Below are 19,500 nucleotides of genomic sequence, written 5' to 3' on the forward strand. Positions count from 1 at the left end.
CCCCCACCCCCCCCCCCCCCCCCCCCCCCCCCCCCCCCCCCCCCCCACCCCCCCCCCCCCCCCCCCCCCCCCCCCCCCCCCCCCCCCCCCCCCCCCCCCCCCCCCCCCCCCCCCCCCCGGTCCGGGAGGCGGTCCGGGAAGCCGGTAGGGACGGCCGGGCCCCACCGGCTCAACCCGGGGGTCGCGGCTGCCGACGATCACGAGCGGGCCCGGTCGACCGGGCGGTGATCGCGGAGGAGGCGGCATGGGGACCGACGTGCGCTCCGCGCGCCCGGGCACGCTGCGCGTGCTGGGCCCGGCACTGGCCCCGTCGCTGGGCTTCGCCCTGCTGTACGCGCTGGCGACGGCGCTGGGCCGCGCCTCGCACCTGCCGGGCATGGCGCTCGCGGTGGCCTGGCCGGCGGCCGGCGTGGGGTTCGTGTGGCTGGCGCACTCCTGGCGCCGGCCCCGGGCGCGCTGGACCGCGGCCGCGCTGCTGTGCGCCACCGGCACGCTGGCGCAGCTGGCGACCTCCCAGCGCCCGCTGGTGGCGGTGCTCTTCGCCCTGGCCAGCACGGCGCAGGCGCTGGTGGCCTGCACCGTGCACCTGCGCCTGCAGCCGGCCGGCTTCCGGCTGCGCCAGCCCCGGGACCTGTGGGCCCTGCTCATCGCCGCCTGCGTCGGCGCCGGTGCCGGTGCCGTCCTCGGGAGCACCGCGGCCGTGCTCCTGCTCGACCAGCCGCCGGTGCCCACCGCGCTGGGCTGGCTGGTGCGCCACACCACGGGCACCGTCGTGCTGGCCGCGCTGTGGCTGCGCGGCGGTGACCGCCGCTGCGTCCCGGCCCGGACGCCGTGGGGCGGCTGGGTGGAGTACGCGCTCGTGATGGCCGCCGGCGTGCTGTTCTTCGCCGCCCTGGACCGGCTGGAGCAGACCCCGCTGACGTTCCTGCTGGTGCCGTGGGCGGTGTGGCTGGGTCTGCGGACGCCCGCCCGGGTGGCCCTGGGCACGGTCGCCGTCAACGACGTCCTGCTCGTCGTGGTGACCCGCGAGGGCTCCGGCCCCTTCGCCGGCGTGCCGGCCGCCGAGCGCGTGATGGACGTGCAGCTGCTGGTCCTGGTGCTGACCGCGCTCACGCTCATGCTGGTGCTGCACCGCGAGGAGCGCCACCGCCTGGACGCCGTGCTGCGGCAGGCGCTGGAGGACGCGCGCGCGAGCTCGCGGCTGCTGGGCACCGTCTTCGACACCACCGCCGAGAGCCTGTCGGTCCACGACGCCGACGGGCACCTGCTGATGCGCAACCGGGCCGCGCGCGAGGTGCTCGCCGGGATGCCCGAGGACCTGGACCGGGAGCGCTGGGACGGCGCGTTCGGCGCCGCACGGCCCGACGGCGCGCCGTGGCCGCTGGAGGACCTGCCGCTGGCGCGCGCGCTGCGCGGCGAGCACGTCGACGACGTCGACGTGCTCGTCACGACGGCCGCCGCCCCGGGCGGGCGCGTGCTCAACCTCACCGCCCACCCCGTGCTGCTGGACGGCTGCCCCGGCAGCGGCGGGCAGCGCGGAGCGGTCCTGGCCATCCGGGACGTCACCACCGAGCGCGCCGCCCGGGAGCGGCTGGTCGACTCCGAGCGGCGCTTCCGCACCGCCTTCGACACCGCTCCGGTCGGGATGATGATCGTCGGGCTCGGCGAGGACGACGCCGCGCGGATCCTGCAGGTCAACTCCACCCTGTGCACCTTCACCGGCTTGAGCGCCGACGAGCTGCTGACCCGCGACTTCCACGACCTGACCCACCCCGACGACCGGCCCGAGTGCATCGTCTCCTTCGCCCCGTTCCTGCTCGGCGAGCTCACGCAGTCGCAGGTGGAGAAGCGCTACCGCCACGCCGACGGCTCCACCCGCTGGGGGATGCTCTCGGCCACCGTGATGGCCGCCGGCGAAGGCGGTCGGCCGCACCTGCTGTGCCTGATCGAGGACGTCACCGCCCGCAAGGCCGCCGAGGAGGCGCTGCGCCACCAGGCGCTGCACGACGCCCTCACCGGGCTGCCCAACCGCACCCTGCTGCACGACCGCCTCGAGCACGCCCTGGCCGCGGCCGGGCGCGGCGGGCAGCGGGTGGGGGTCTTCTTCGCGGACCTGGACGGCTTCAAGGCCGTCAACGACAGCGCCGGGCACGCCGCCGGGGACGAGCTGCTGCGCGAGGTCGCCGCCCGCTTCAGCGCCTGCCTGCGCCCGGGCGACACCCTGGCGCGCCTGGGCGGGGACGAGTTCGCCGTCATCTGCCCGGGGCTGAGCGACGAGGCGGGGCTGCGGGTGATCGCCGACCGGCTGCTGGCCGCGCTGCGCGAGCCGGTGCTGCTGGCCTCGGGCACCTTCAGCATCGGCGTCAGCATCGGCATGAGCCTGGCCCCGGCCGGGGCCGACCCCGAGCTGGTGCTGGGCCAGGCCGACGGCGCCATGTACGACGCCAAGCGCGCGGGCCGCAACCGCGCCCACAGCCACGACGGCCAGGAGCGGGCCCGCGGGGCGCGCGCCAGCCGGCTGCTGCCGCAGCTGCGCGCCGCCCTCGACGAGGACGAGTTCGTCCTGCACGGGCAGCCGGTGGTGGACCTGGCCACCGGGCGCGTGGTGGCCGTGGAGACCCTGCTGCGCTGGCAGCACCCGACCCGCGGGCTGCTGAGCCCGGCGGAGTTCCTCGACGTGGCCGAGGCCAGCCCGCTGGTGCTGGGGATCGGGCGCCGCGTGCTCGCCGAGTCCTGCCGGATGGCCGCGGCCTGGAGCGAGCACCTGGGCCCCGACGCCCCCGCCGTGCACGTCAACGTCTCCGGCCGCCAGCTGGAGGCGGGAAACCTGCACGACGACGCCCTGGAGGCCCTGCAGCGGCACGGCCTGCCCGCGCACCGCCTGGTCCTGGAGCTCACCGAGACGCACATGCCGCGCATCACCCACTCGCTGCTGGCCGACGTCCAGCGGCTGCGCGAGCGGGGGGTGCGCATCGCCATCGACGACCTGGGCACCGGCTACTCCAGCCTGGCGCGGCTGACCGAGCTGCCGGTGGACGTGCTGAAGATCGACCTGGCGTTCGTCGCGGGCCTGGGGGTCGACCCCGGCTGCGACGCCGTCGTGCGCGCCGTGCTGGGCATCGGGCAGGCCCTGGAGCTGTCGGTGGTCGCCGAGGGCGTCGAGACGGCCCGCCAGGTCGACCTGCTGCGCAGCTACGGCGCCGACACGGTGCAGGGCTACCTGTACAGCCCGCCGCGCCCCGAGCGCGAGCTCGTCCAGCACCTGCTGGAGCGGCGGCGCTCGGCGGCGGCGGCGGGCGCCCCGCGGGTCTGAGACCCGCCCGTGCCGGTGGTCGTGACGGTGGTCGTCCCGTCAGCCGTGGCAGAAGGACTCGCGCACCGCGGCGACGACCTCGAGGCCCTGGTCCTCGGTGAGCGTGGTCCCGCCCGTGCCGAGGGCCTCCACGGCGTTGCCGGCCAGCGTCCGGTCCTCCACGCCGCGCGCGGAGTCCTGGCACAGCTCCACCGCGGCCTCGACGAGCTGCTGCTGGTCGGTGCCCAGGCCGGGGGCGATGGCCTGCACGCGGGTGGTCAGGTCGGCCGCCTGGGCGGCGTCCGGGCTGGCCGTGACGGTCGGCGGGTCCGTGGCCCCGCCGGGGGCGGGCGCGCCCTGGGAGGGCGTGGGGCTCGTGGTGATCGTGGGGGCGTCGTCGTCGCCGGTGCTCGAGCCGGAGCTGCACGCGGTCAGCGCCACGAGAGCCGCGGCCGCGGTGAGGGTCAGAGCAGTGGGAGTGCGCACGGTGAGCTCCTGGTCGATTGCGGGTGCCTCCAGCAGTCTCGACCGATCCGGCCGGGTCCGCGCGGCGGCGGACCCGGCGCGGTGCGCCTAGGGCGCTGCCGGCAGCTCCCGCACGAGGGCGGAGCGCCCCTCGGACCACGCGGCCATGACGTGCTCGCCGAGCCGGTCGTCGAGCAGGGTCGCCGCCTGCATCCCGAAGACCACGTCGGCGGCCACGGCCGGGTCCTCCGCGACGAGCGGGGCGATGATGCCGTGGCGCACCACCTGCTCGTGGACGGCGTCGGCCTCCACGTGCTCGGCGTAGAAGCCGATCGTGGCGGGGCCGCAGCCCAGGCGCTGCGCCGCCGCGACCAGGCGCGCCGAGCCGGGCGAGGAGGTCAGCTCGACCACGGCGAACTGCCCGACGAGCGCTCCGCGCAGGGAGCGGTGCAGCCCCGCCAGCGACATGAAGTTCACCTCGGCCAGCACCTGCGCGGGGGAGTGGTCGAGGTAGGCGCCGTACGCGTCGCTGAGCCCGAGCTCGAGCATCATGTCGCCGAACAGGCGCGCGTGCATGAGCTCCCCGCGGCCGGCGCCGTACTCGTCGTGCTCGACCGAGACCAGCGCGGCCTTGGCGTGCCCGTCCAGCCGGGGGATCACCCACGCCTGCGGGTCGGCCTCCTTGAGGTGGTACGCGGAGCGCAGCGCGATGTACTCGCGCAGCTGCCACAGCTCGCCCCGGCGGCGCAGGTGGTGCGAGACGCCCCGCTCGCCGGGGACCTCGGTGACCAGGGAGGCGATCTCGGCGGCGAGGTCGTCGCCGCCGGGGACGGCCTCGCGCAGCGCGGCGAGGAACACCGACTCCAGCGAGCGCCGGAAGGACAGCAGCTCGGGGGACCACTCCAGCTCGTCGTCGACGCCGGCGAAGCCCCGGTAGTGCAGCTCGTAGCAGACGTACAGGGCCAGCTGGAGGTCCTCGCCGAAGGGGTCGGCGCCGGCGACGTCCACCGCCGGTGCGGCCCCGCCGCGCAGGAGGTCCAGCACGGCGGCGCTGAGCGGGCCGCGCGCCCGCGGCAGGGCGGGTGCGGCCCGGTGGACGGGTGCGGGTGCCGGTGCGGTGGTCGTCACGAGCTCTCCTCGGTCTTCTTCCGGGTGCGGTGGCTGGTGTCGCAGATCGGGTAGCGGGCGCTGCGGCGGCACACGCACAGGGCGGTCACGGGCCGCTGCGAGACCACGCGGCTGCCGTCGGGCAGGTCGATCTCCACCGGCCCCTCCACCAGGACGGGCCCGTCACCGGTGACGACGACCCGCTGGGCGCGCTCAGGCGACACTCTCGAACCCCCCGTCGCGGCCCTGCGGGGCCGGGGCCGCGGAGGGCGCGGTGGCCTCGACGACGACGAGCTCCTCGTGCGCCTGGCCGGGCCGCAGCAGGCCCCGGGCCCGCAGCGCCTCGGCGCGCGCCCGCATGACCGGCCCGAAGGGCTCGTCGGCGCGGGCGACCACCGTGGCGGTGAAGCCGTTGCGCCGCAGGTGCTCCAGCGTCGCCTCCTCGTCGGCCAGGGCGGACTGGACCATGAGCAGGCGCCCGCCGGGGACGAGCACGTCGGCGACCCCGTCGCAGATGCGGTCGATGACCGCGCGCCCGTCGCGCCCGCCGTCCCAGGAGCGTCCCGGCCGGTGCCGGGGCAGGACGTCGGTCTCGGCCGGCACGTAGGGCGGGTTCGCCAGCACGACGTCGAACGAGCGGCCCCGCACCGGTGCGAACAGGTCGCCGCGCAGGACCCGGACCGGCGCGCGGTGCAGCAGGGCGTTGAGGCGCGCCGAGGCCACCGAGCGCAGCGACAGGTCCACGGCGGTCACGCTGCGGGCGCCCGCGCGCACCGCGGCCAGGGCGAGGGCGCCTCCACCGGTGCCCACGTCGAGCACGCGGGCCCCCGCGACGGCGCCGCGGCGGGCGAGGGTGCCTGCCAGGAGGGCGGTGTCCCCTTGCGCCCGGTACGTGCCGGGCAGTCTCAGCATCACACCGGCATCGTGCTGCGTGCGCGTCGCTCGCGCACGGTGACGCGGCGCGAGGCCGGCCCGGCGGGAGCGCCGCCCGCACCGCGCCGGCTCAGAGGTCGCGCCCGAAGCAGACGGACAGCTCCTGGCCCGCGTACGGCCCGAAGCCCTCGACGCGCTCGTACCCCTCGCGGGCGTAGAAGCGGACCGCCTCCGGCTGCAGCGTGCCCGTCTCCAGCAGCAGCCGCCGCACGCCCAGGGCGCGGGCGCGCTCCTCCAGGGCCCGCAGCAGGTCGACGGCGGTCCCGGTGCCCCGCGCGGCCGGCTCGACGTACATGCGCTTGACCTCCGCGGTGCCCGGCTCCAGCAGCCGCAGCCCGCCGCAGCCCAGGGCCCTGCCGCCGGCGTCGCGGGCGACGAGGAAGACGGAGACGTCGGCGGCCGTCGGCGGGGTGCCGGGCTCGTGGTCGTCGCTGCCGTAGCGGGCGTCCAGCTCCGCGCGCTGGGCCGCCCGCAGCCGCACCCCGTCGGGTGCGTCCCAGTCCTCGGCCGCCACCACCACGCCCACCGCTGCACCCACCGGGTCCTCCTCGCCTCGTTCCGGAACGGTTGTTACCGTAACGGGTGTTCCGGGACGTCCGGACGGGGGGAGGCGCGGTGCCCAGGCGGCGGGACGTGGACGGGCAGCGGGCGGCGCTGTCCGCGGCGACGTGGGCGGTGCTCGCCGAGCAGGGCCTGGCCGGGCTGACCCTGCGGGCGGTCGCCGAGCGCGCCGGCTGCTCGACCGGGCTGGTGCTGCACGCCTTCCCCGGCAAGCGGGCGCTGCTCGTGCACGCGCGGGAGCTGCTGCACCGGCGCAGCGCCGAGCGCGCCGAGGCCGCCGAGGCCGCGGCGCAGGCCGCCGGCGCCGACCCGTGGGAGGTCCTGCGCGCCGCCCTCGTCCAGGCCCTGGTCGTCGACGAGCGCACCCGCGAGGACGCCCGCGTGTGGACCGGCTTCCTGGCCGCGGCCGTCGCCGACCCCGAGCTCGCCGCGCTGCACGCCGCCCACCACCTCGTCTTCGTGCGCCGCGTCGAGCGGCTGCTGGCGCGCTGCCGGCCCGACCTGCCGCCCGGGCGCCGCACCGACGAGGCCGTGGCCCTGGTGGCGCTGGTGGAGGGGGTCACCGCGCTGGCCGGGGTGGACCCGGCCACGTACCCCGCCCGCCGCCAGCGCGCCGCCGTCGACCTCGCGCTGGAGCGCTCGCGCGCCGCCGCGCCGCGGGGCTGAGCGCCGGGCCACCCGGTCCCGGGCGGGCAGGCAACCGGGAATGGTCCTCAACAACGCCTGGTTGACAGGGGTGTCCGCCGCGGGAGCCCTCCCGGGGCGGTGCGAGATCCGAGCGCGAGGGGAGCGCCACTCATGGCCAAGCACGCCGACGTCCGTCCGGTCGTCAAGCTCCGGTCGACGGCCGGGACGGGGTACACCTACGTGACCCGCAAGAACCGCCGCAACGACCCCGACCGCCTGGTGGTGCGCAAGTACGACCCCGTCGCCCGCCAGCACGTCGACTTCCGCGAGGAGCGCTGAGGGCGGAGGTCCGCTCGTCGCTGAGGTCGCTGGAGCAGCAGCGCGGCTCGGTCGTGGTGCGCCGCCACGGCAGGGTCCCCGTCGTCGACGAGCTCTCGCCGCGCTCCGAGGGGCGCCAGGGCTGACCGGCGCGGCGGTGGGGCGGGTCCGGCCCGCTCCGCCGTCGCCGCCTCCCGCAGAGCCGTCCGGCACTCCGCCGGGCGGCTCTGCGCGTTCCCGGCCCGGAGGTCCGCCGCGCGCCGGGCGCGCTCCAGCGCGCGGGCGCGCCGAAGTGGGGTGAAGGTTCCCTGGGAGCCCGGTGAGCGGGCCGCCCCCCACCGGCTCGACGTGAGGAACCGATGCTCTCGCCCGTCCTGTTCGCCCTGGCCGGCGCCAGCGCCCTCGTCGCGGCGCTGCTGCCGCGCATCGTCCACAGCCTGCCGGTGAGCCTGCCCATGGCCTTCCTCGCCGGCGGCGTGCTGCTGGGCCTGGTGCCCGGCCTGCCGACCGTCGACCCGCTCGAGCACGGTGCCGCGACGCAGCACGTCACCGAGATCGTCGTGATCATCTCGCTCATGGGTGCCGGGCTGGCGCTGGACCGGCCGGTCAGCCTGCGCGGCTGGGCCTCCACCTGGCGGCTCATCGCCGTCGCGATGCCCGTGACGATCGTCCTCGTCGCCCTCGGCGCCTGGCTGCTGGCCGGGCTGCCGCTGGCCGCGGCGCTGCTGCTGGGCGCCGTGCTGGCCCCCACCGACCCGGTGCTGGCCACCGACGTGCAGGTGGGCGAGCCCAGCGACGAGGAGGGCGCCGAGGACGAGGTCCGCTTCGCCCTCACCAGCGAGGCCGGGCTCAACGACGGCGCCGCCTTCCCCGTCGTCCACCTCGCCGTGGTCCTGGCCGCCGCGGGCGCAGCGGCCGGCTGGTCCGAGGTCGGCGGCTGGGTGCTGGAGGACGTCCTGCTGCGCACCGTCGTCGGCCTCGTCGGCGGGATCGTCATCGGCAAGGTGCTCGGCGAGCTGTTCTTCCGCTCCCCGCTGCCCTCGCTGCGGCTGGCCGACGAGGCGGAGGGGTTCACCGCGCTGGCCGTGACCTTCCTGGCCTACGGGGTCACCGAGCTGCTGCACGGCTACGGCTTCGTCGCCGTCTTCGTCGCCGCCTGCGCGATCCGCTCCGCCGAGCGCGCCCACGGCGCCCACCAGGTCGCCCACAGCTTCGTCGAGCAGATCGAGCGGATGCTCACCGCGTGGCTGCTGCTGCTGCTCGGGGCGGCGCTCGCCGACGGCCTGCTGTCCGCGCTGACCTGGCAGCTGGCCCTCGTCGGCGTGCTGCTCATCGTGGTCGCCCGGCCGCTGGCCGGCTGGCTGAGCCTGCTGGGCACCCACGGCGGCACGCTGGAGCGGGTGGTGATCAGCGTCTTCGGCGTCCGCGGCATCGGCTCGCTGTTCTACCTGTCCTGGGCGCTGGAGGAGGAGGGCTCCTTCCCGGCCGAGCAGCTGTGGGCGGCCGTCGGGTTCACCATCGCGCTGTCGGTGCTGCTGCACGGGGCCAGCGCCACCCCGCTGGTGAAGCGGCTGGACGCCGCCCGCGAGCGCGCCGCCGCCAGCGACCGCCCCGGGGACATCGCCTCCACGCACCTGTGAGGCGCGCCTCGCGGGCCCGTCAGCGGCGGGCGCGCAGCAGCCACCGGCAGCCCAGCGCCAGCAGCACCGCCGCCCCCAGCAGGCTCGCGGCGCCGGTGAGCCCCGACCCGCCGTCGACGGACACCACCACGATCGTGCTCGCGTCCGGCGGCAGGGACAGCTGCTCCTGCAGCGGGGTCGACGGGCCGTAGGTGCACCAGAGCACGGCGGCCGCGGTCAGCAGCGCGGCCGCCGCGCCGGCGGCGGCGAGCACCACCGCTCCCCGCCGGGCCGCGCGGCCGGGAGCCAGCCGGTGCCCTCCCGGCAGCCGCGAGGCCGCCGCGAGCAGGAGGACCCCCACGACGGTGGTGAGCACGGCGGTCTCCGGGTGCGCGGCGCCCAGCGCCCACAGGAGGCGGTCGGAGAGCACGGGGGCGGCCGTGACGGCCGGTACGAACCCCGGGCCCGGCACGTTCGCGCCGTCGAGCGCACCGGTGAGCACCCGGTCGACGGCGAGGGCGCTGAGCGCGAGCGGGACCGCGGTCGCGCCCAGCAGCAGCCACGGCACGAGCGCGGGCCGCCGGTGGCCGCTCACCGCTGCGGGCCCCGCGCCAGGACGGCGCACCCGGTCGCCGCGACGACGGCGACGAAGAGCATCGGGCCCAGCACGGGCGCCAGTTCCAGGAAGCGGCCGCCGCCGGTCTGCAGGTACCCGCTCCAGCCCAGCCCCAGGGCCGTCCCGAGCGCCGCGGCCGCCGCGACGAGCGCGACGAGCGCTGCGACGACCGCCCCGGCGACGCGGACGGTGCGCCCGGGGGCCAGGCGGCCACCCGCGACGCTCGCGGCGCCCAGCAGTGCGCACCCGACGGTGGCCACGAGCAGCGTGGGCACGGTGTCCACCGTGGACAGCGCCACGCGGACCCGGGTCAGCAGCAGGCCCTCGCCGGTGCCGCCGTCCTGCGCGGCCCAGGGGGAGAACTCGTCGAAGGAGCCGCCGAGGACCAGGGCCAGGTCGGCCAGCAGCAGCGCGACCGGCAGCGCCGAGGCGACGAGCACCGCCCACGGCAGCAGGGTGGTGCTGGCGCGGGGAGCCGCCGTCCGAGGAGTCACCGTGCGACGGTAGGGGACCGCCCGGGGTGGCCGGGGGCTCCCCGGGGTGCGCTCACCCGGCAGGGCGATCCGCCGGGCGTGCGCTCGCGGGGTCCGCGCCGGCCGGCCCGAGGTCGCGGCGCATCACCACCCGCGGCCAGGCGTGCAGGCCGTGCGCGCGCTCGCGCTCGACGACGCCCCGCAGTCCTGGCCCGAGCCGGTCGGCGGGCAGCACCGCGAACCCCAGCCGCGCGTAGTGCGGCGCGTTCCACGGCACGTCGGCGAACGTCGTGAGGGTCAGCGCGGGCAGCCCGCGGGCGGCGGCCCAGCCGGCGGCGGTCTCCAGCAGCGAGGCGCCCAGGCGCCGGCGGGCGCAGGCGGGGTCGACGGAGACCTGCTCCACGTGCGCGGCGCCGTCGACGAGGTCCAGCAGCAGGTAGCCCACGGGCACCCCGCCGCCCGCCTCGCCGGTGACCACCCATGCCCGGCCCCGCTCCTGGAAGGCGGCCAGCTCCTGCAGCGAGGGCGGGTCGTCGTCGGCGATGCGGTCCATGCCGACGGTGCGGAAGAGCGCACCCGCCGCCACCTCGACCTCGCGCAGGCGGGGCAGGTCGGCGGGCCGGGCGGAGCGGATCACCCGGGCGACGCTGGCACGACCGCGGTCCCGGCGCGACCGCTTTCCCGCGCCGCGCGGGGACCGCGCCGCCGGAAGCCCTGCTTGACACCCTTCGCGAGAACTGGAATAATCTCGGCACGACCTCGGAGCTGGCGTCAGCCGCCCGGGGTTTCGTCGTTCCCGGGCACGGGCCGCCCCTCGACGGGGCTGCAGTAGACGACCGACGTCGTGACCGCCCCGAGCGTCGCCAGCCGTCCCGTCAGCCCCTCCAGGTGGCGCATGTCCTGCGCCAGGACGGTGAGCACGAAGCAGTCCTCGCCGGTGACGTGGTGCGCCTCCAGCACGAACGGCGTCGCCGCGACGAGGTCGTGGAACGGCTTGCAGTTGCCGGTGGGGTGCTCCAGCCGCACCAGCGCTCGGACGCCGAGGCCGACGGCCGCCGGGTCCACGACGGCCCGGTAGCCGCGCACGACCCCGCCTCCTCCAGCCGCCGCACGCGCTCGACGACGGCCGAGGCGGACACCGCCACCCGCCGGCCCAGCTCGGCCCAGGACTGCCGGCCGTCCGCCTGCAGCTCGGCGAGCAGGCGGCGGTCGGTCTCGTCGGCGATCACCCGGCCATCCTGGCGCAGTGCCGTGGATCCTGCGGCCGAACGGCCCGAAGGCCGTGGGAAGCCCCTGGGTCCCGGGCCCGCGCGCCCCTAGCGTCGAGGGTGTGGAGATCACCGACACCCTCGACCCCGCCCAGGCCGCCGCCGAGCTCGAGCGCCGGCTCGCCCTGGGCACCGACCCCAGCGACGTGCACGCGGCGCTCAGCGCAGGCACCCCCGGGTTCGTCCTCGTCGACAGCCGCGGCGAGCAGGCCTGGGCGCAGGGCCACGTGCCCGGGGCGCTGCACCTGCCCACCGCCCGGATCGCCGCCGAGGCCGCCGGGCTGGTCGACCCCGGCCTCGTCGTCGTCACCCACTGCTGGGGTCCCGGCTGCAACGGCGCGACCCGCGCGGCGCTGGCGTTCGCGCGCCTGGGGTACCGCGTCAAGGAGATGCAGGGCGGCTTCGAGTACTGGGCGCGCGAGGGGCTGCCCGTGGAGGTGGACGGCCGCGTGCACCGCCGCGCTCCTGACCCGCTCACCGCCCCCGCCGGGCACGCGGTGACCTGCGACTGCTGACTCTGCGACTGCTGACTCAGACCCTGCCGGCCCCTGGCCGCCGCGCCCGCCCGCCCGGTAGACAGTCCCCGTGCGCATCGACCTCACCGGGAAGACGGCCCTGGTCACCGGCTCCTCGCAGGGCATCGGGCTGGCCGTGGCGACGGGGCTGGCGGGCGCGGGGGCGCGCGTCGTCCTCTCCGGCCGCGACGAGGGCAGGCTCGCCGCGGCGGCCGCGGGCATCGCCGGGCGCGAGGGGGTGCCGCAGGACGGCGTGCGCTGGGTCGCCGCCGACATCGTCACCGACCACGGGCACGCCCGCCTCGTCGGGGAGGTCCCCGACGTCGACGTCCTCGTCAACAACCTCGGGGTCTTCGGCGCCGCCGACCCGCTGGCCATCGGCGACGAGGAGTGGCGGCGCTACTTCGAGGTCAACGTCCTCACCGCCGTCCGCCTCACCCGCCACTACCTGCCCGGCATGACCGGCCGCGGCTGGGGCCGGGTGCTCTACACCTCCAGCGACTCCGCCGTCGTCACCCCGGCCGAGATGATCCACTACGGCGTCACCAAGACCGCGCTGCTGGGGGTGCACCGGGGTTTCGCGAAGGCGGCCGCCGGCACGGGCGTGACGGTGAACAGCGTCCTGGCCGGGCCCACGCACACCGGTGGCGTCGAGGACTTCGTCCGCGAACTCGTCCCGGGGGACCTGCCGTGGGAGGAGGCGCAGCAGCGCTTCATGGTCGAGCACCGCCCCCAGTCGCTGCTGCAGCGGCTCATCGAACCGGAGGAGATCGCGAACATGGTCTGCTACCTGGCCTCCCCGCTGGCGTCCGCGACGACGGGTGCCGCGGTGCGCGTCGACGGCGGCTACGTCGACGCGATCCTGCCGTGAGCGCCGTCGAGCCCGGCGACGGCGCGGAGAACGAGGTCCTGCGCATCCCCGAGGTCACCCGGGGCTTCACCGGCCGCCGCCGGCGCCGCACCGAGGCGCTGCCGCCGGGGCAGTACCGCACCGACGACTTCCCCGTGCTCTCCGCCGGTCCCACCCCGCGCGTGGAGACCGACGAGTGGCGCTTCACCATCACCACCGAGACGGGCAGTTCCCACCACTGGGACTGGAACGGCCTGCACCGGCTGCCGCTCGACTCCTTCGACACCGACCTGCACTGCGTGACGCGCTGGTCGAAGTTCGGCACCCGCTGGGCCGGGTACCCCCTGGACGCGTTCTTCGACCGCGTGCAGACCTCGGCCGGGCACGCGCTGGTCACCAGCTACGGCGGGTACACCACGAACCTGCCGGTCGCCGACCTGCTCGGCGGGCGGGCCTGGATCGTCACCGGCTACGACGGGCAGCCGCTGGAACCCGTGCACGGCGGGCCCGCCCGGCTGCTCGTCCCGCACCTGTACCTGTGGAAGTCGGCGAAGTGGGTGCGCTCGATCACCCTGTCCGACGAGCAGGAGCTCGGTTTCTGGGAACGCGTCGGCTACCACGCCTACGGCGACCCGTGGAGCGAGCAGAGGTACTCCCTCTGAACGGCTGGCGCGCAGCCCGGGTCGCCGACGTGCGGGCCGAGAGCGCGACCGCGCGCACCCTCGTCCTCGACGTCCCCGACTGGCCCGGCCACCTCGCCGGCCAGCACCTCGACGTGCGCCTGACCGCACCCGACGGCTACCAGGCCGTCCGCTCCTACTCGCTGGCGTCGGCCGCGGTGCCCACGGGCCGGGCCCGCGTCGAGATCGGCGTGGAACTGCTGGAGGAGGGGGAGGTCTCCTCCTTCCTCGTGGAGGAGGTCCGCCCCGGTGACGTGCTGGAGGTGACCGGCCCGCTCGGCGGCTGGTTCGTGTGGCGCCCGGGCACCCCCGGGCCGGTGCAGCTGGTCGGCGGCGGTTCCGGCGTGGTGCCGCTGCTGTCGGTGGTGCGCACCCACGCGCAGGTGCCCGCGGCGCCGGAACTGCGGCTGCTGCTCTCGGTGCGCTCCCCGGCGGTGGCGATGTACCGGGCGGAGCTGCTGGAGCGCGCCGCCGGCCAGCCGGGCTTCTCCCTCGACCTCGTGTGGACGCGCGAGGTGCCGCCCGGTGAGGCGGCCCGCCCCGGGCGGCTGGACGCGCAGCGCCTCGCGGCCGCCTCCATCCCGCCCGCGCAGCGGCCGCTGTGCCTGGTGTGCGGGCCGACGCCGTTCGTCGAGCACGTCGCCGAGCTGCTCGTGGCCGCCGGCCACGACAGCGGGCGGATCCGCACCGAGAGGTTCGGCTCCGCCCGCTGAGGGGTACGGCGCGTCAGCGCCGCCTGGAGGGTCGTGCTCAGAGGGTCGACGCCAGTTCCCGGGCGGCCGCGTGCGCGGCGGCGAGCTCGGCCTCGCTGCGCTCGCGCAGGGCGGCCAGGTCGGGCAGCCGGTCGGCGAGCGTCGCGCTGGTCTGCACGAGGTGCACCTGCATGCCCAGCGAGGCGCCGAGCACGATCTGCAGCACGGGCACCCCGTGGTCCCAGCCCTCGGTCGGCGTGCCGGTGTCGTAGGTCGCGCCGCGGCTGCTGACGACCACCGCGTGCCGGCCGGCCATCGGCCGGCTGCCCTCGCCGGCGAGCACGCCGGGGACGTGGACGTTGTCGATCCAGACCTTCAGCGTCGAGGGGACCGTGTAGTTGTACAGCGGCGCGCCGATGACGACGACGTCCGCGGCGAGCAGCTCGGCCTGGATCGTCTCCATGATCCGCTCCTGCTCGGGGGGCAGCGGGATCCCGGGCTTGCGGTCGGCCGCCGCCCAGTGCAGCTCCGCGTGCGCCAGGTGCGGCAGCGGATCGGTGTGCAGGTCCCGGTAGGTGGTCGTGTACTCGTCCCCGCGCGCCTTCCACGCGTCGGCGAAGGAGGCGGTGACGGCCCGCGACCGCGACGTCGCGAGGTCGGCCGAGGAGTCCAGGTGCAACAGGTGCGGCATGGCGCGAGGCTACCCATCCCGGCCGCCGCGGCAGCCGCTCCCACCGCGGCGGACCTCGCGGCCCGGGCCGGGCTCACGGCCGGGGCCAGGGGCCGCCTCTGCGCGCGGTGGTCCGGATCCCGTTGCGCTGCAGAGCGGCCGCGACCACCCCGTCCCCGTCGACGAGGGTCCCGTCGTGGGCGCCGGAGTAGATCCGCCCGCACCCGCACGACGGGCTGCGGGCCTGCAGGACCGCCTCGACCACCCCGGCCGCGGCGGCCCGGCGGGCCACCTCGAGGGCGCCGGCGACGAACTGCGCCGTGAGGTCGGCGCCGTCGCGGGTGCGCACGCTCGCCCGGCCGGCCAGCACGTCGTGGCCGTCGCCGCCGACGATCTCCGCGGCCGGCCGCGGGGTCGGCAACCCGCCGAGGACCTCGGCGCACAGCGGCAGGGAGCGCCCGGCGGCGACGTCGGCCACGACGTCGGGGTCCGGCCGGGCGGCCCCGTCGTAGCGGCACGGCACCCCGGCCAGGCAGGAACTCACCAACCGCGGGCCCGCAGGCCCGTCCCCCGGCGGTCCGTCCCCCGCCCCGGCTCGGCTCGGCACGCCGGGACCGTACCGCAGGGGCAGGCGGGGGGGCCGGGAAAAACCCGGGCGGTGCACGGCGCGCCGCCTCCCACGGCGGTCCGCGCACGACGCCCCTGCAGGAGGAGCTCCGATCAGGGTCTGGCGCACGCAGGTGGACGCTGCCCGCGCCGCGGAGCACGAGCGGTCCGCCCGCGAGGTGTCGCTGCCGGTGTTCCGCGAGCACGAGGGTCTCCTCGGCGTCCTCACGGGCCGCGACGGGGCGCAGTGCGTCGTCGTCACCTGCCGGCGCGACCGGGCGGACGTCGACGCGCTCGACGCCTCGCCCCGCCACCGCGAGGTCGTGGACCGGATCGGCAGGACCGGCCTGCTCCTCGGGGAGCAGACGACGGACGGTCTCGAGGCCCACCTCGACGACACCGCCGCGCTCCGGGAGCACGACGACCCGCCGCAGCGGTGCGCCGCCGCCACGCCGCCGCCTCGGTCGCCGAGGAGGGGGTGGTACCCCATACCCCGTGGCGCAGCACGAGGACGTGCCGTGCGGTGGTGGTGGTCACGGCGCCGCTGGTGCCGCTCCCGTGGTCGCTACTCGCCGGAACCCCGGGCGGGTTCGCCGTCGCGGTCGCGGCGCACCGTCGGACGCCTGCCGCGCAGCGTCGCCCCGCGCAGGCCCCGGATGACCTCCTCGGCCTTGTCCGAGGGCACCTCCACCAGGGAGAACCGCTCGGTGATCTCGATGCCGCCGACGTCGCGCCCGGTGAGGGAGGGCTCCCCGGCGATCGCCCCGACGAGGTCCTGCGGCCGGATGCCCGCGCTGCGACCGGCCCCCACGAACAACCGGGTCGTCGACGAGGAGCCGTCGCCGCCGGCCGGGCGGCCCCGGCCGCGCTCGGGGCGGGTGCCGCGCTCGGGGCGGCCGCCGCGCCCGGTGTCCCGGTCGGGTCCGGGGCGCTCGGCGGGGATGTCGACGTCCTCGCCGTCGCGGCCGCCGGTCGCCTCGTGGGCCAGCTTCACCGCCGCCAGGGCGATCTGGACGAGGTCGAACTCGTCGCCGAGCGACTCCACGACGCTGCGGAAGCGGTCCAGCTCGTCGGTGAGCAGGCTCTCGCGCAGCGCCGCCCGGGTCAGCTCCAGGCGCCGGGCGTGCAGGTCGGCGACCGTCGGCAGCGCCTCGACGGCGATGCGCTGGCCGGTGACCCGCTCGATCGTCTTGAGCATCCGGTGCTCGCGGGAGTCGGCCAGCGTGATGGCCACGCCCTCGCGCCCGGCGCGCCCGACCCGGCCGATGCGGTGCACGTAGGACTCGGGGGCGCTGGGCACGTCGAAGTTCACGACGTGGCTCAGGTGCTCCACGTCGAGGCCGCGGGCGGCGACGTCGGTGGCCACCAGCAGGTCGGCGGTCCCCGCCCGCAGCCGGTTCAGCACCTTCTCGCGCTGGTCCTGGCTCATGCCGCCGTGCAGGGCCTCGGCCCGGTAGCCGCGCCCGTTGAGGCTCTCGGTGACGGTGTCCACCTGCTCGCGGGTGCGGCAGAACACCAGCGCCGCGGTGGGCGCCTCCACGTCCAGCACCCGGCCCAGCGCGGTGGTCTTGTGCGCGCGGGGCACCAGGTAGGCGATCTGGCGGACCTTCGGCACCTGCCCGGCCGCCACGGCCGGGCGCTCGATGCGCACCCGCACCGGGTCGCGCAGGTGGCGGCGGGCCAGCGCCGCCGTGCGCGAGGGCATCGTCGCCGAGAACAGCACGGTCTGGCGGTCCTCGGGGGCGGCGGAGAGCAGTTCCTCGATGTCCTCGCTGAAACCCATGTCGAGCATCTCGTCGGCCTCGTCGAGCACGACGGTGCGCAGCGCCCCGAAGCTCAGCGCGCCGCGCCCCAGCAGGTCCAGCGCGCGGCCCGGGGTGGCGACCACGACGTCCACGCCGCGCGCGAGCGAGCGCAGCTGCTGGCCGATCGGGGTCCCGCCGTAGACGGGCAGCACCCGGGCGCCGAGCTCGCGGCCGTACTTGTACACCGCCTCCGAGACCTGCACCGCCAGCTCGCGGGTGGGGGTCAGCACCAGGGCGGTGGGGGTGCCGGGCCGCTCGGGCAGCGGGGCCAGGACCTGCAGCAGCGGCAGCGCGTAGGCGGCGGTCTTGCCGGTGCCGGTGGCGGCCACGCCGAGGACGTCGCGCCCGGCCAGCAGCGGCGGCACGGCCTCCCGCTGGATCGGCGTGGGCTCCTCGTAGCCGAGCGCGGTCAGCGGCCGCAGCAGCTCCTCCCGCAGGGCCAGGTCGGCGAACGTGGGGTCCTCGGGCGAGCTCATGCCCCCGAGTGTGCCCACTGCGCCCACCGCCCGCTCGGGCGCGGTCGGGGACCGGGGGTCCCGACCGCGCGGGCGCGGACGGCGGGCGCGGGCGGAGGGGACGGCGGAGGGATCAGTACGGGCAGTTGCTGAGGTACTCGCTGATGGCCGTGGTGGCGCTCGGCGTCGGGCACAGGAACTGCGTGTAGCGGGTGTCGTCGTCCACGAAGCGCTTCAGCCAGGAGATGCTGTAGGAGGCGATCGTGGTGTTGGAGCTGTTGGGCGCGAAGTGGCTGGCGCCGCGCAGCTCCAGGTAGGCCTTGTCCGTGGTGGCCGGCAGCGAGCGGTAGAACGGCTCCGAGTGCGAGGCGACGGGGGCCGTGGAGTCGTTCTGCGCCCCGATCACCATCGTCGGGGTGGACACCTCCGGCCACGTCTTGTCGAGGTTCCACGGCGTCATGCCGATGGCCGCCTGCAGCGAGGGGCGGTCCTTGGCGGCCTCGAGGGTGCCGCCGCCGCCCATGGAGTGCCCCATGACCGCGATCCGGCTCGCGTCGACGCGCGAGCGCACGCTGCTGGAACCGGTGAGGTGGTCGGCCGCGGCCAGCAGCTGGTCGCCGCGGCTGGAGGGCTGGTCGTAGCGGCTGAGGGTGTCGATGGTGAACACCACGAAACCCTGCGAGGCCAGGCGCGGGCCCAGCCAGGCGATGCTCGACTGGGAGGCGGTGTAGCCGGGGGCGATGACCACGCCGCCGAAGGTCCCGGCCGTGGTCGTGCTCGGGTAGTAGATCGTGCCGCCGCCGAAACCGCGCGCGGCGAAGCCGGAGACCGTCGTGGTGGAGACGGCGAACGGGCCGCGGGTCGCCTGGATGCTCGAGGTCGTGGGAGCCGGACCGCGTTCGTAGGGGTTGTCCGCGGCCTGCGCGGGGGCCTGGGCGGTGACCAGGGGGATCGTCACCGCGAGGGCGGTGGCGGCCAGCGAGGCGCGGACGCGCTGGATCGCGCGGGGCTTCGCGGTCTGGTGCGTGCGGGACATCGGGTTCTCCTCGACGGGGCGGCGGGGCGCGACGGGGCGTTCCGGCAGCGGAGCGGGGACCGGGCTCGTCGTCGGGGCCGGCCGGGACCTCCGCTGCGGGACGCGGGGAACACTACTTTTGGCTGACCAGGTGGTCAAGCAACTGCCGGCGGCTACGCTGCCGCCGTGACCGGGGACGGGATCGGCGCCGGGGTCGGGGACCCGCCGAAGGAGGACGGGCGCCGGTTGCGCTACCGGCACCGCCGCGAGGAACTGCTGCACGCGGTCACCGAGCATGTCGTGGCGCACGGGCTCGCGCAGGCCTCGCTGCGCCGGGTCGCCGAGGCGGCCGGGGTCAGCCACGCGGCCCTGCTGCACCACTTCGGCACCCGCGAGCGGATGCTCGCCGAGATCGTCGAGCGCGTGCTCGACCGCGCGTTCAGCGCACCGGGACTGCGCCGGGGCGGCCCGGACGGCGGCTCGGGCGGCGGCTCGGGCGGTGGGCCGCTGCGGGCCCTGTGGGCGCACGCCACCTCGGCCCCGGGCGAGCGCTACGTGCGCCTGTTCCTGGCGATCACCGGCAGCGCCCTCTACGACGACGACCTCGCCGCGGCCGTGCGGGCCTCCGTGCGCGCGCGCACCGGCCTGCTGGCCGACGGGCTGGTGGCCGCGGGCGCCGCCCGCGAGGGCGCCGGCGCGCAGGCCACGCTGGTGCTGTCCGCGATGCGCGGGCTGGTGCTGGACCGGATGGTCACCGGCGACGCCGAGCGCGTCGACGCCGCGTTCGAGGTGTTCGTGCGGGGGCTGGAGCGCAGCCTCGGGCGGCGGACCGGGGAACCGGGAGCGGAACCCGGAGCGGCGCAGGGACCCGTGCAGGGGCAGGCCTAGCGGCTGCCCCGGGGGGGGGGGGGGGGGGGGGGGGGGGGGGGGGGG

The 19,500-nt window shown here is 77.1% G+C and carries 21 protein-coding genes and 1 pseudogene; 9 read left to right on the forward strand and 13 right to left on the reverse strand.

Annotated elements, in window-relative coordinates; translation table 11 throughout:
* The first annotated feature begins 244 nt into the window (after positions 1-244).
* Positions 245-3,313, forward strand: coding sequence for a bifunctional diguanylate cyclase/phosphodiesterase (locus ACRYM2_RS19305; RefSeq protein ID WP_432524055.1), 3,069 nt, complete (start codon positions 245-247; stop codon positions 3,311-3,313).
* A gap of 39 nt (positions 3,314-3,352) precedes the next feature.
* On the opposite strand, the gene ACRYM2_RS19310 is transcribed toward ACRYM2_RS19305, so the two are convergent.
* The 5 genes from ACRYM2_RS19310 to ACRYM2_RS19330 all read right to left on the reverse strand — a co-directional run bounded on the left by ACRYM2_RS19310 (position 3,353) and on the right by ACRYM2_RS19330 (position 6,335).
* Entirely contained in the window at positions 3,353-3,778 is a 426-nt protein-coding gene (locus tag ACRYM2_RS19310) for a hypothetical protein (RefSeq protein WP_432524056.1), read from the reverse strand.
* 87 nt (positions 3,779-3,865) lie between these two features.
* Positions 3,866-4,885 (reverse strand): iron-containing redox enzyme family protein, encoded by a 1,020-nt coding sequence (locus ACRYM2_RS19315; RefSeq protein ID WP_432524057.1) that lies wholly within the window; start codon positions 4,883-4,885, stop codon positions 3,866-3,868.
* Positions 4,882-5,088, reverse strand: coding sequence for a CDGSH iron-sulfur domain-containing protein (locus tag ACRYM2_RS19320; RefSeq protein WP_432524058.1), 207 nt, complete (start codon positions 5,086-5,088; stop codon positions 4,882-4,884). Before ACRYM2_RS19320 ends, ACRYM2_RS19315 begins: the two co-directional genes overlap by 4 nt.
* Positions 5,078-5,776 carry a HemK2/MTQ2 family protein methyltransferase gene (locus tag ACRYM2_RS19325; protein ID WP_432524073.1) on the reverse strand — a complete coding sequence of 233 codons (699 nt, stop codon included), beginning with the start codon at positions 5,774-5,776 and terminating at the stop codon, positions 5,078-5,080. The genes ACRYM2_RS19320 and ACRYM2_RS19325 overlap by 11 nt, the downstream gene beginning before the upstream one ends.
* A gap of 91 nt (positions 5,777-5,867) precedes the next feature.
* Entirely contained in the window at positions 5,868-6,335 is a 468-nt protein-coding gene (locus ACRYM2_RS19330; RefSeq protein WP_432524059.1) for a GNAT family N-acetyltransferase, read from the reverse strand.
* A 77-nt stretch (positions 6,336-6,412) separates the two neighbouring features.
* Here ACRYM2_RS19330 and ACRYM2_RS19335 point away from each other — a divergent pair, with 77 nt between their 5' ends.
* From ACRYM2_RS19335 to ACRYM2_RS19345, 3 genes are all read left to right on the forward strand, one after another.
* Entirely contained in the window at positions 6,413-7,024 is a 612-nt protein-coding gene (locus ACRYM2_RS19335) for a TetR/AcrR family transcriptional regulator (RefSeq protein ID WP_432524060.1), read from the forward strand.
* 132 nt (positions 7,025-7,156) lie between these two features.
* Entirely contained in the window at positions 7,157-7,324 is a 168-nt protein-coding gene (gene rpmG, locus ACRYM2_RS19340) for a 50S ribosomal protein L33 (protein WP_166615147.1), read from the forward strand.
* Positions 7,325-7,662: 338 nt separating this feature from the next.
* On the forward strand, positions 7,663-8,943 hold the full coding sequence (locus ACRYM2_RS19345; RefSeq protein WP_432524061.1) for a cation:proton antiporter: 1,281 nt from the start codon (positions 7,663-7,665) through the stop codon (positions 8,941-8,943).
* Positions 8,944-8,962: 19 nt separating this feature from the next.
* On the opposite strand, the gene ACRYM2_RS19350 is transcribed toward ACRYM2_RS19345, so the two are convergent.
* The 4 genes and pseudogenes from ACRYM2_RS19350 to ACRYM2_RS19365 form a co-directional block, all read right to left on the reverse strand.
* On the reverse strand, positions 8,963-9,517 hold the full coding sequence (locus ACRYM2_RS19350) for a hypothetical protein (protein WP_432524062.1): 555 nt from the start codon (positions 9,515-9,517) through the stop codon (positions 8,963-8,965).
* Positions 9,514-10,032: a hypothetical protein gene (locus ACRYM2_RS19355; protein ID WP_432524063.1), complete on the reverse strand. Its 519-nt coding sequence runs from the start codon at positions 10,030-10,032 to the stop codon at positions 9,514-9,516. Before ACRYM2_RS19355 ends, ACRYM2_RS19350 begins: the two co-directional genes overlap by 4 nt.
* Before the next feature lie 52 nt (positions 10,033-10,084).
* A complete protein-coding gene (locus ACRYM2_RS19360) occupies positions 10,085-10,648 on the reverse strand; it encodes a GNAT family N-acetyltransferase (protein ID WP_432524064.1) in 564 nt (187 codons plus the stop codon).
* Positions 10,649-10,782: 134 nt separating this feature from the next.
* Positions 10,783-11,240 (reverse strand): annotated as a pseudogene (locus tag ACRYM2_RS19365) (Lrp/AsnC family transcriptional regulator).
* Positions 11,241-11,341: 101 nt separating this feature from the next.
* On the opposite strand from ACRYM2_RS19365, the gene ACRYM2_RS19370 reads away from it, so the two are divergent.
* From ACRYM2_RS19370 to ACRYM2_RS19385, 4 genes are all read left to right on the forward strand, one after another.
* Positions 11,342-11,794: a rhodanese-like domain-containing protein gene (locus tag ACRYM2_RS19370; RefSeq protein ID WP_432524065.1), complete on the forward strand. Its 453-nt coding sequence runs from the start codon at positions 11,342-11,344 to the stop codon at positions 11,792-11,794.
* 70 nt (positions 11,795-11,864) lie between these two features.
* Positions 11,865-12,665, forward strand: coding sequence for an SDR family NAD(P)-dependent oxidoreductase (locus ACRYM2_RS19375; RefSeq protein WP_432524066.1), 801 nt, complete (start codon positions 11,865-11,867; stop codon positions 12,663-12,665).
* 44 nt (positions 12,666-12,709) lie between these two features.
* Complete coding sequence (locus ACRYM2_RS19380) at positions 12,710-13,306, forward strand: molybdopterin-dependent oxidoreductase (protein ID WP_432524074.1); 597 nt, start codon at positions 12,710-12,712, stop codon at positions 13,304-13,306.
* Entirely contained in the window at positions 13,279-14,037 is a 759-nt protein-coding gene (locus tag ACRYM2_RS19385) for a ferredoxin reductase (RefSeq protein ID WP_432524067.1), read from the forward strand. Before ACRYM2_RS19380 ends, ACRYM2_RS19385 begins: the two co-directional genes overlap by 28 nt.
* 37 nt (positions 14,038-14,074) lie before the next feature.
* Here the strand turns inward: ACRYM2_RS19385 and ACRYM2_RS19390 are convergent, their stop codons facing one another.
* The 4 genes from ACRYM2_RS19390 to ACRYM2_RS19405 all read right to left on the reverse strand — a co-directional run bounded on the left by ACRYM2_RS19390 (position 14,075) and on the right by ACRYM2_RS19405 (position 18,588).
* The gene (locus ACRYM2_RS19390; protein ID WP_432524068.1) at positions 14,075-14,707 is read right to left on the reverse strand and encodes an FMN-dependent NADH-azoreductase; all 633 of its coding nucleotides are present in this window, start codon (positions 14,705-14,707) and stop codon (positions 14,075-14,077) included.
* A gap of 73 nt (positions 14,708-14,780) precedes the next feature.
* Positions 14,781-15,293: a 2-thiouracil desulfurase family protein gene (locus tag ACRYM2_RS19395; RefSeq protein ID WP_432524069.1), complete on the reverse strand. Its 513-nt coding sequence runs from the start codon at positions 15,291-15,293 to the stop codon at positions 14,781-14,783.
* Positions 15,294-15,857: 564 nt separating this feature from the next.
* Positions 15,858-17,573 carry a DEAD/DEAH box helicase gene (locus ACRYM2_RS19400; RefSeq protein ID WP_432524070.1) on the reverse strand — a complete coding sequence of 572 codons (1,716 nt, stop codon included), beginning with the start codon at positions 17,571-17,573 and terminating at the stop codon, positions 15,858-15,860.
* 112 nt (positions 17,574-17,685) lie between these two features.
* Positions 17,686-18,588, reverse strand: coding sequence for an alpha/beta hydrolase family protein (locus ACRYM2_RS19405; RefSeq protein ID WP_432524071.1), 903 nt, complete (start codon positions 18,586-18,588; stop codon positions 17,686-17,688).
* A 165-nt stretch (positions 18,589-18,753) separates the two neighbouring features.
* Between ACRYM2_RS19405 and ACRYM2_RS19410 the strand changes: the two genes are divergently transcribed.
* The gene (locus ACRYM2_RS19410; RefSeq protein WP_432524072.1) at positions 18,754-19,455 is read left to right on the forward strand and encodes a TetR/AcrR family transcriptional regulator; all 702 of its coding nucleotides are present in this window, start codon (positions 18,754-18,756) and stop codon (positions 19,453-19,455) included.
* Positions 19,456-19,500 lie beyond the last annotated feature (45 nt).

This window comes from Kineococcus aridisoli (assembly GCF_050871885.1).
Lineage (GTDB): Bacteria > Actinomycetota > Actinomycetes > Actinomycetales > Kineococcaceae > Kineococcus.

Bases quoted from the DNA above. Each gene is read 5' to 3' on its own strand.
- ACRYM2_RS19305 (WP_432524055.1), top strand. From the start codon at position 245: ATGGGGACCGACGTGCGCTCCGCGCGCCCGGGCACGCTGCGCGTGCTG.
- ACRYM2_RS19325 (WP_432524073.1), bottom strand. From the start codon at position 5,776: ATGCTGAGACTGCCCGGCACGTACCGGGCGCAAGGGGACACCGCCCTC.
- rpmG (WP_166615147.1), top strand. From the start codon at position 7,157: ATGGCCAAGCACGCCGACGTCCGTCCGGTCGTCAAGCTCCGGTCGACG.
- ACRYM2_RS19345 (WP_432524061.1), top strand. From the start codon at position 7,663: ATGCTCTCGCCCGTCCTGTTCGCCCTGGCCGGCGCCAGCGCCCTCGTC.
- ACRYM2_RS19390 (WP_432524068.1), bottom strand. From the start codon at position 14,707: ATGCCGCACCTGTTGCACCTGGACTCCTCGGCCGACCTCGCGACGTCG.
- ACRYM2_RS19400 (WP_432524070.1), bottom strand. From the start codon at position 17,573: ATGAGCTCGCCCGAGGACCCCACGTTCGCCGACCTGGCCCTGCGGGAG.
- ACRYM2_RS19405 (WP_432524071.1), bottom strand. From the start codon at position 18,588: ATGTCCCGCACGCACCAGACCGCGAAGCCCCGCGCGATCCAGCGCGTC.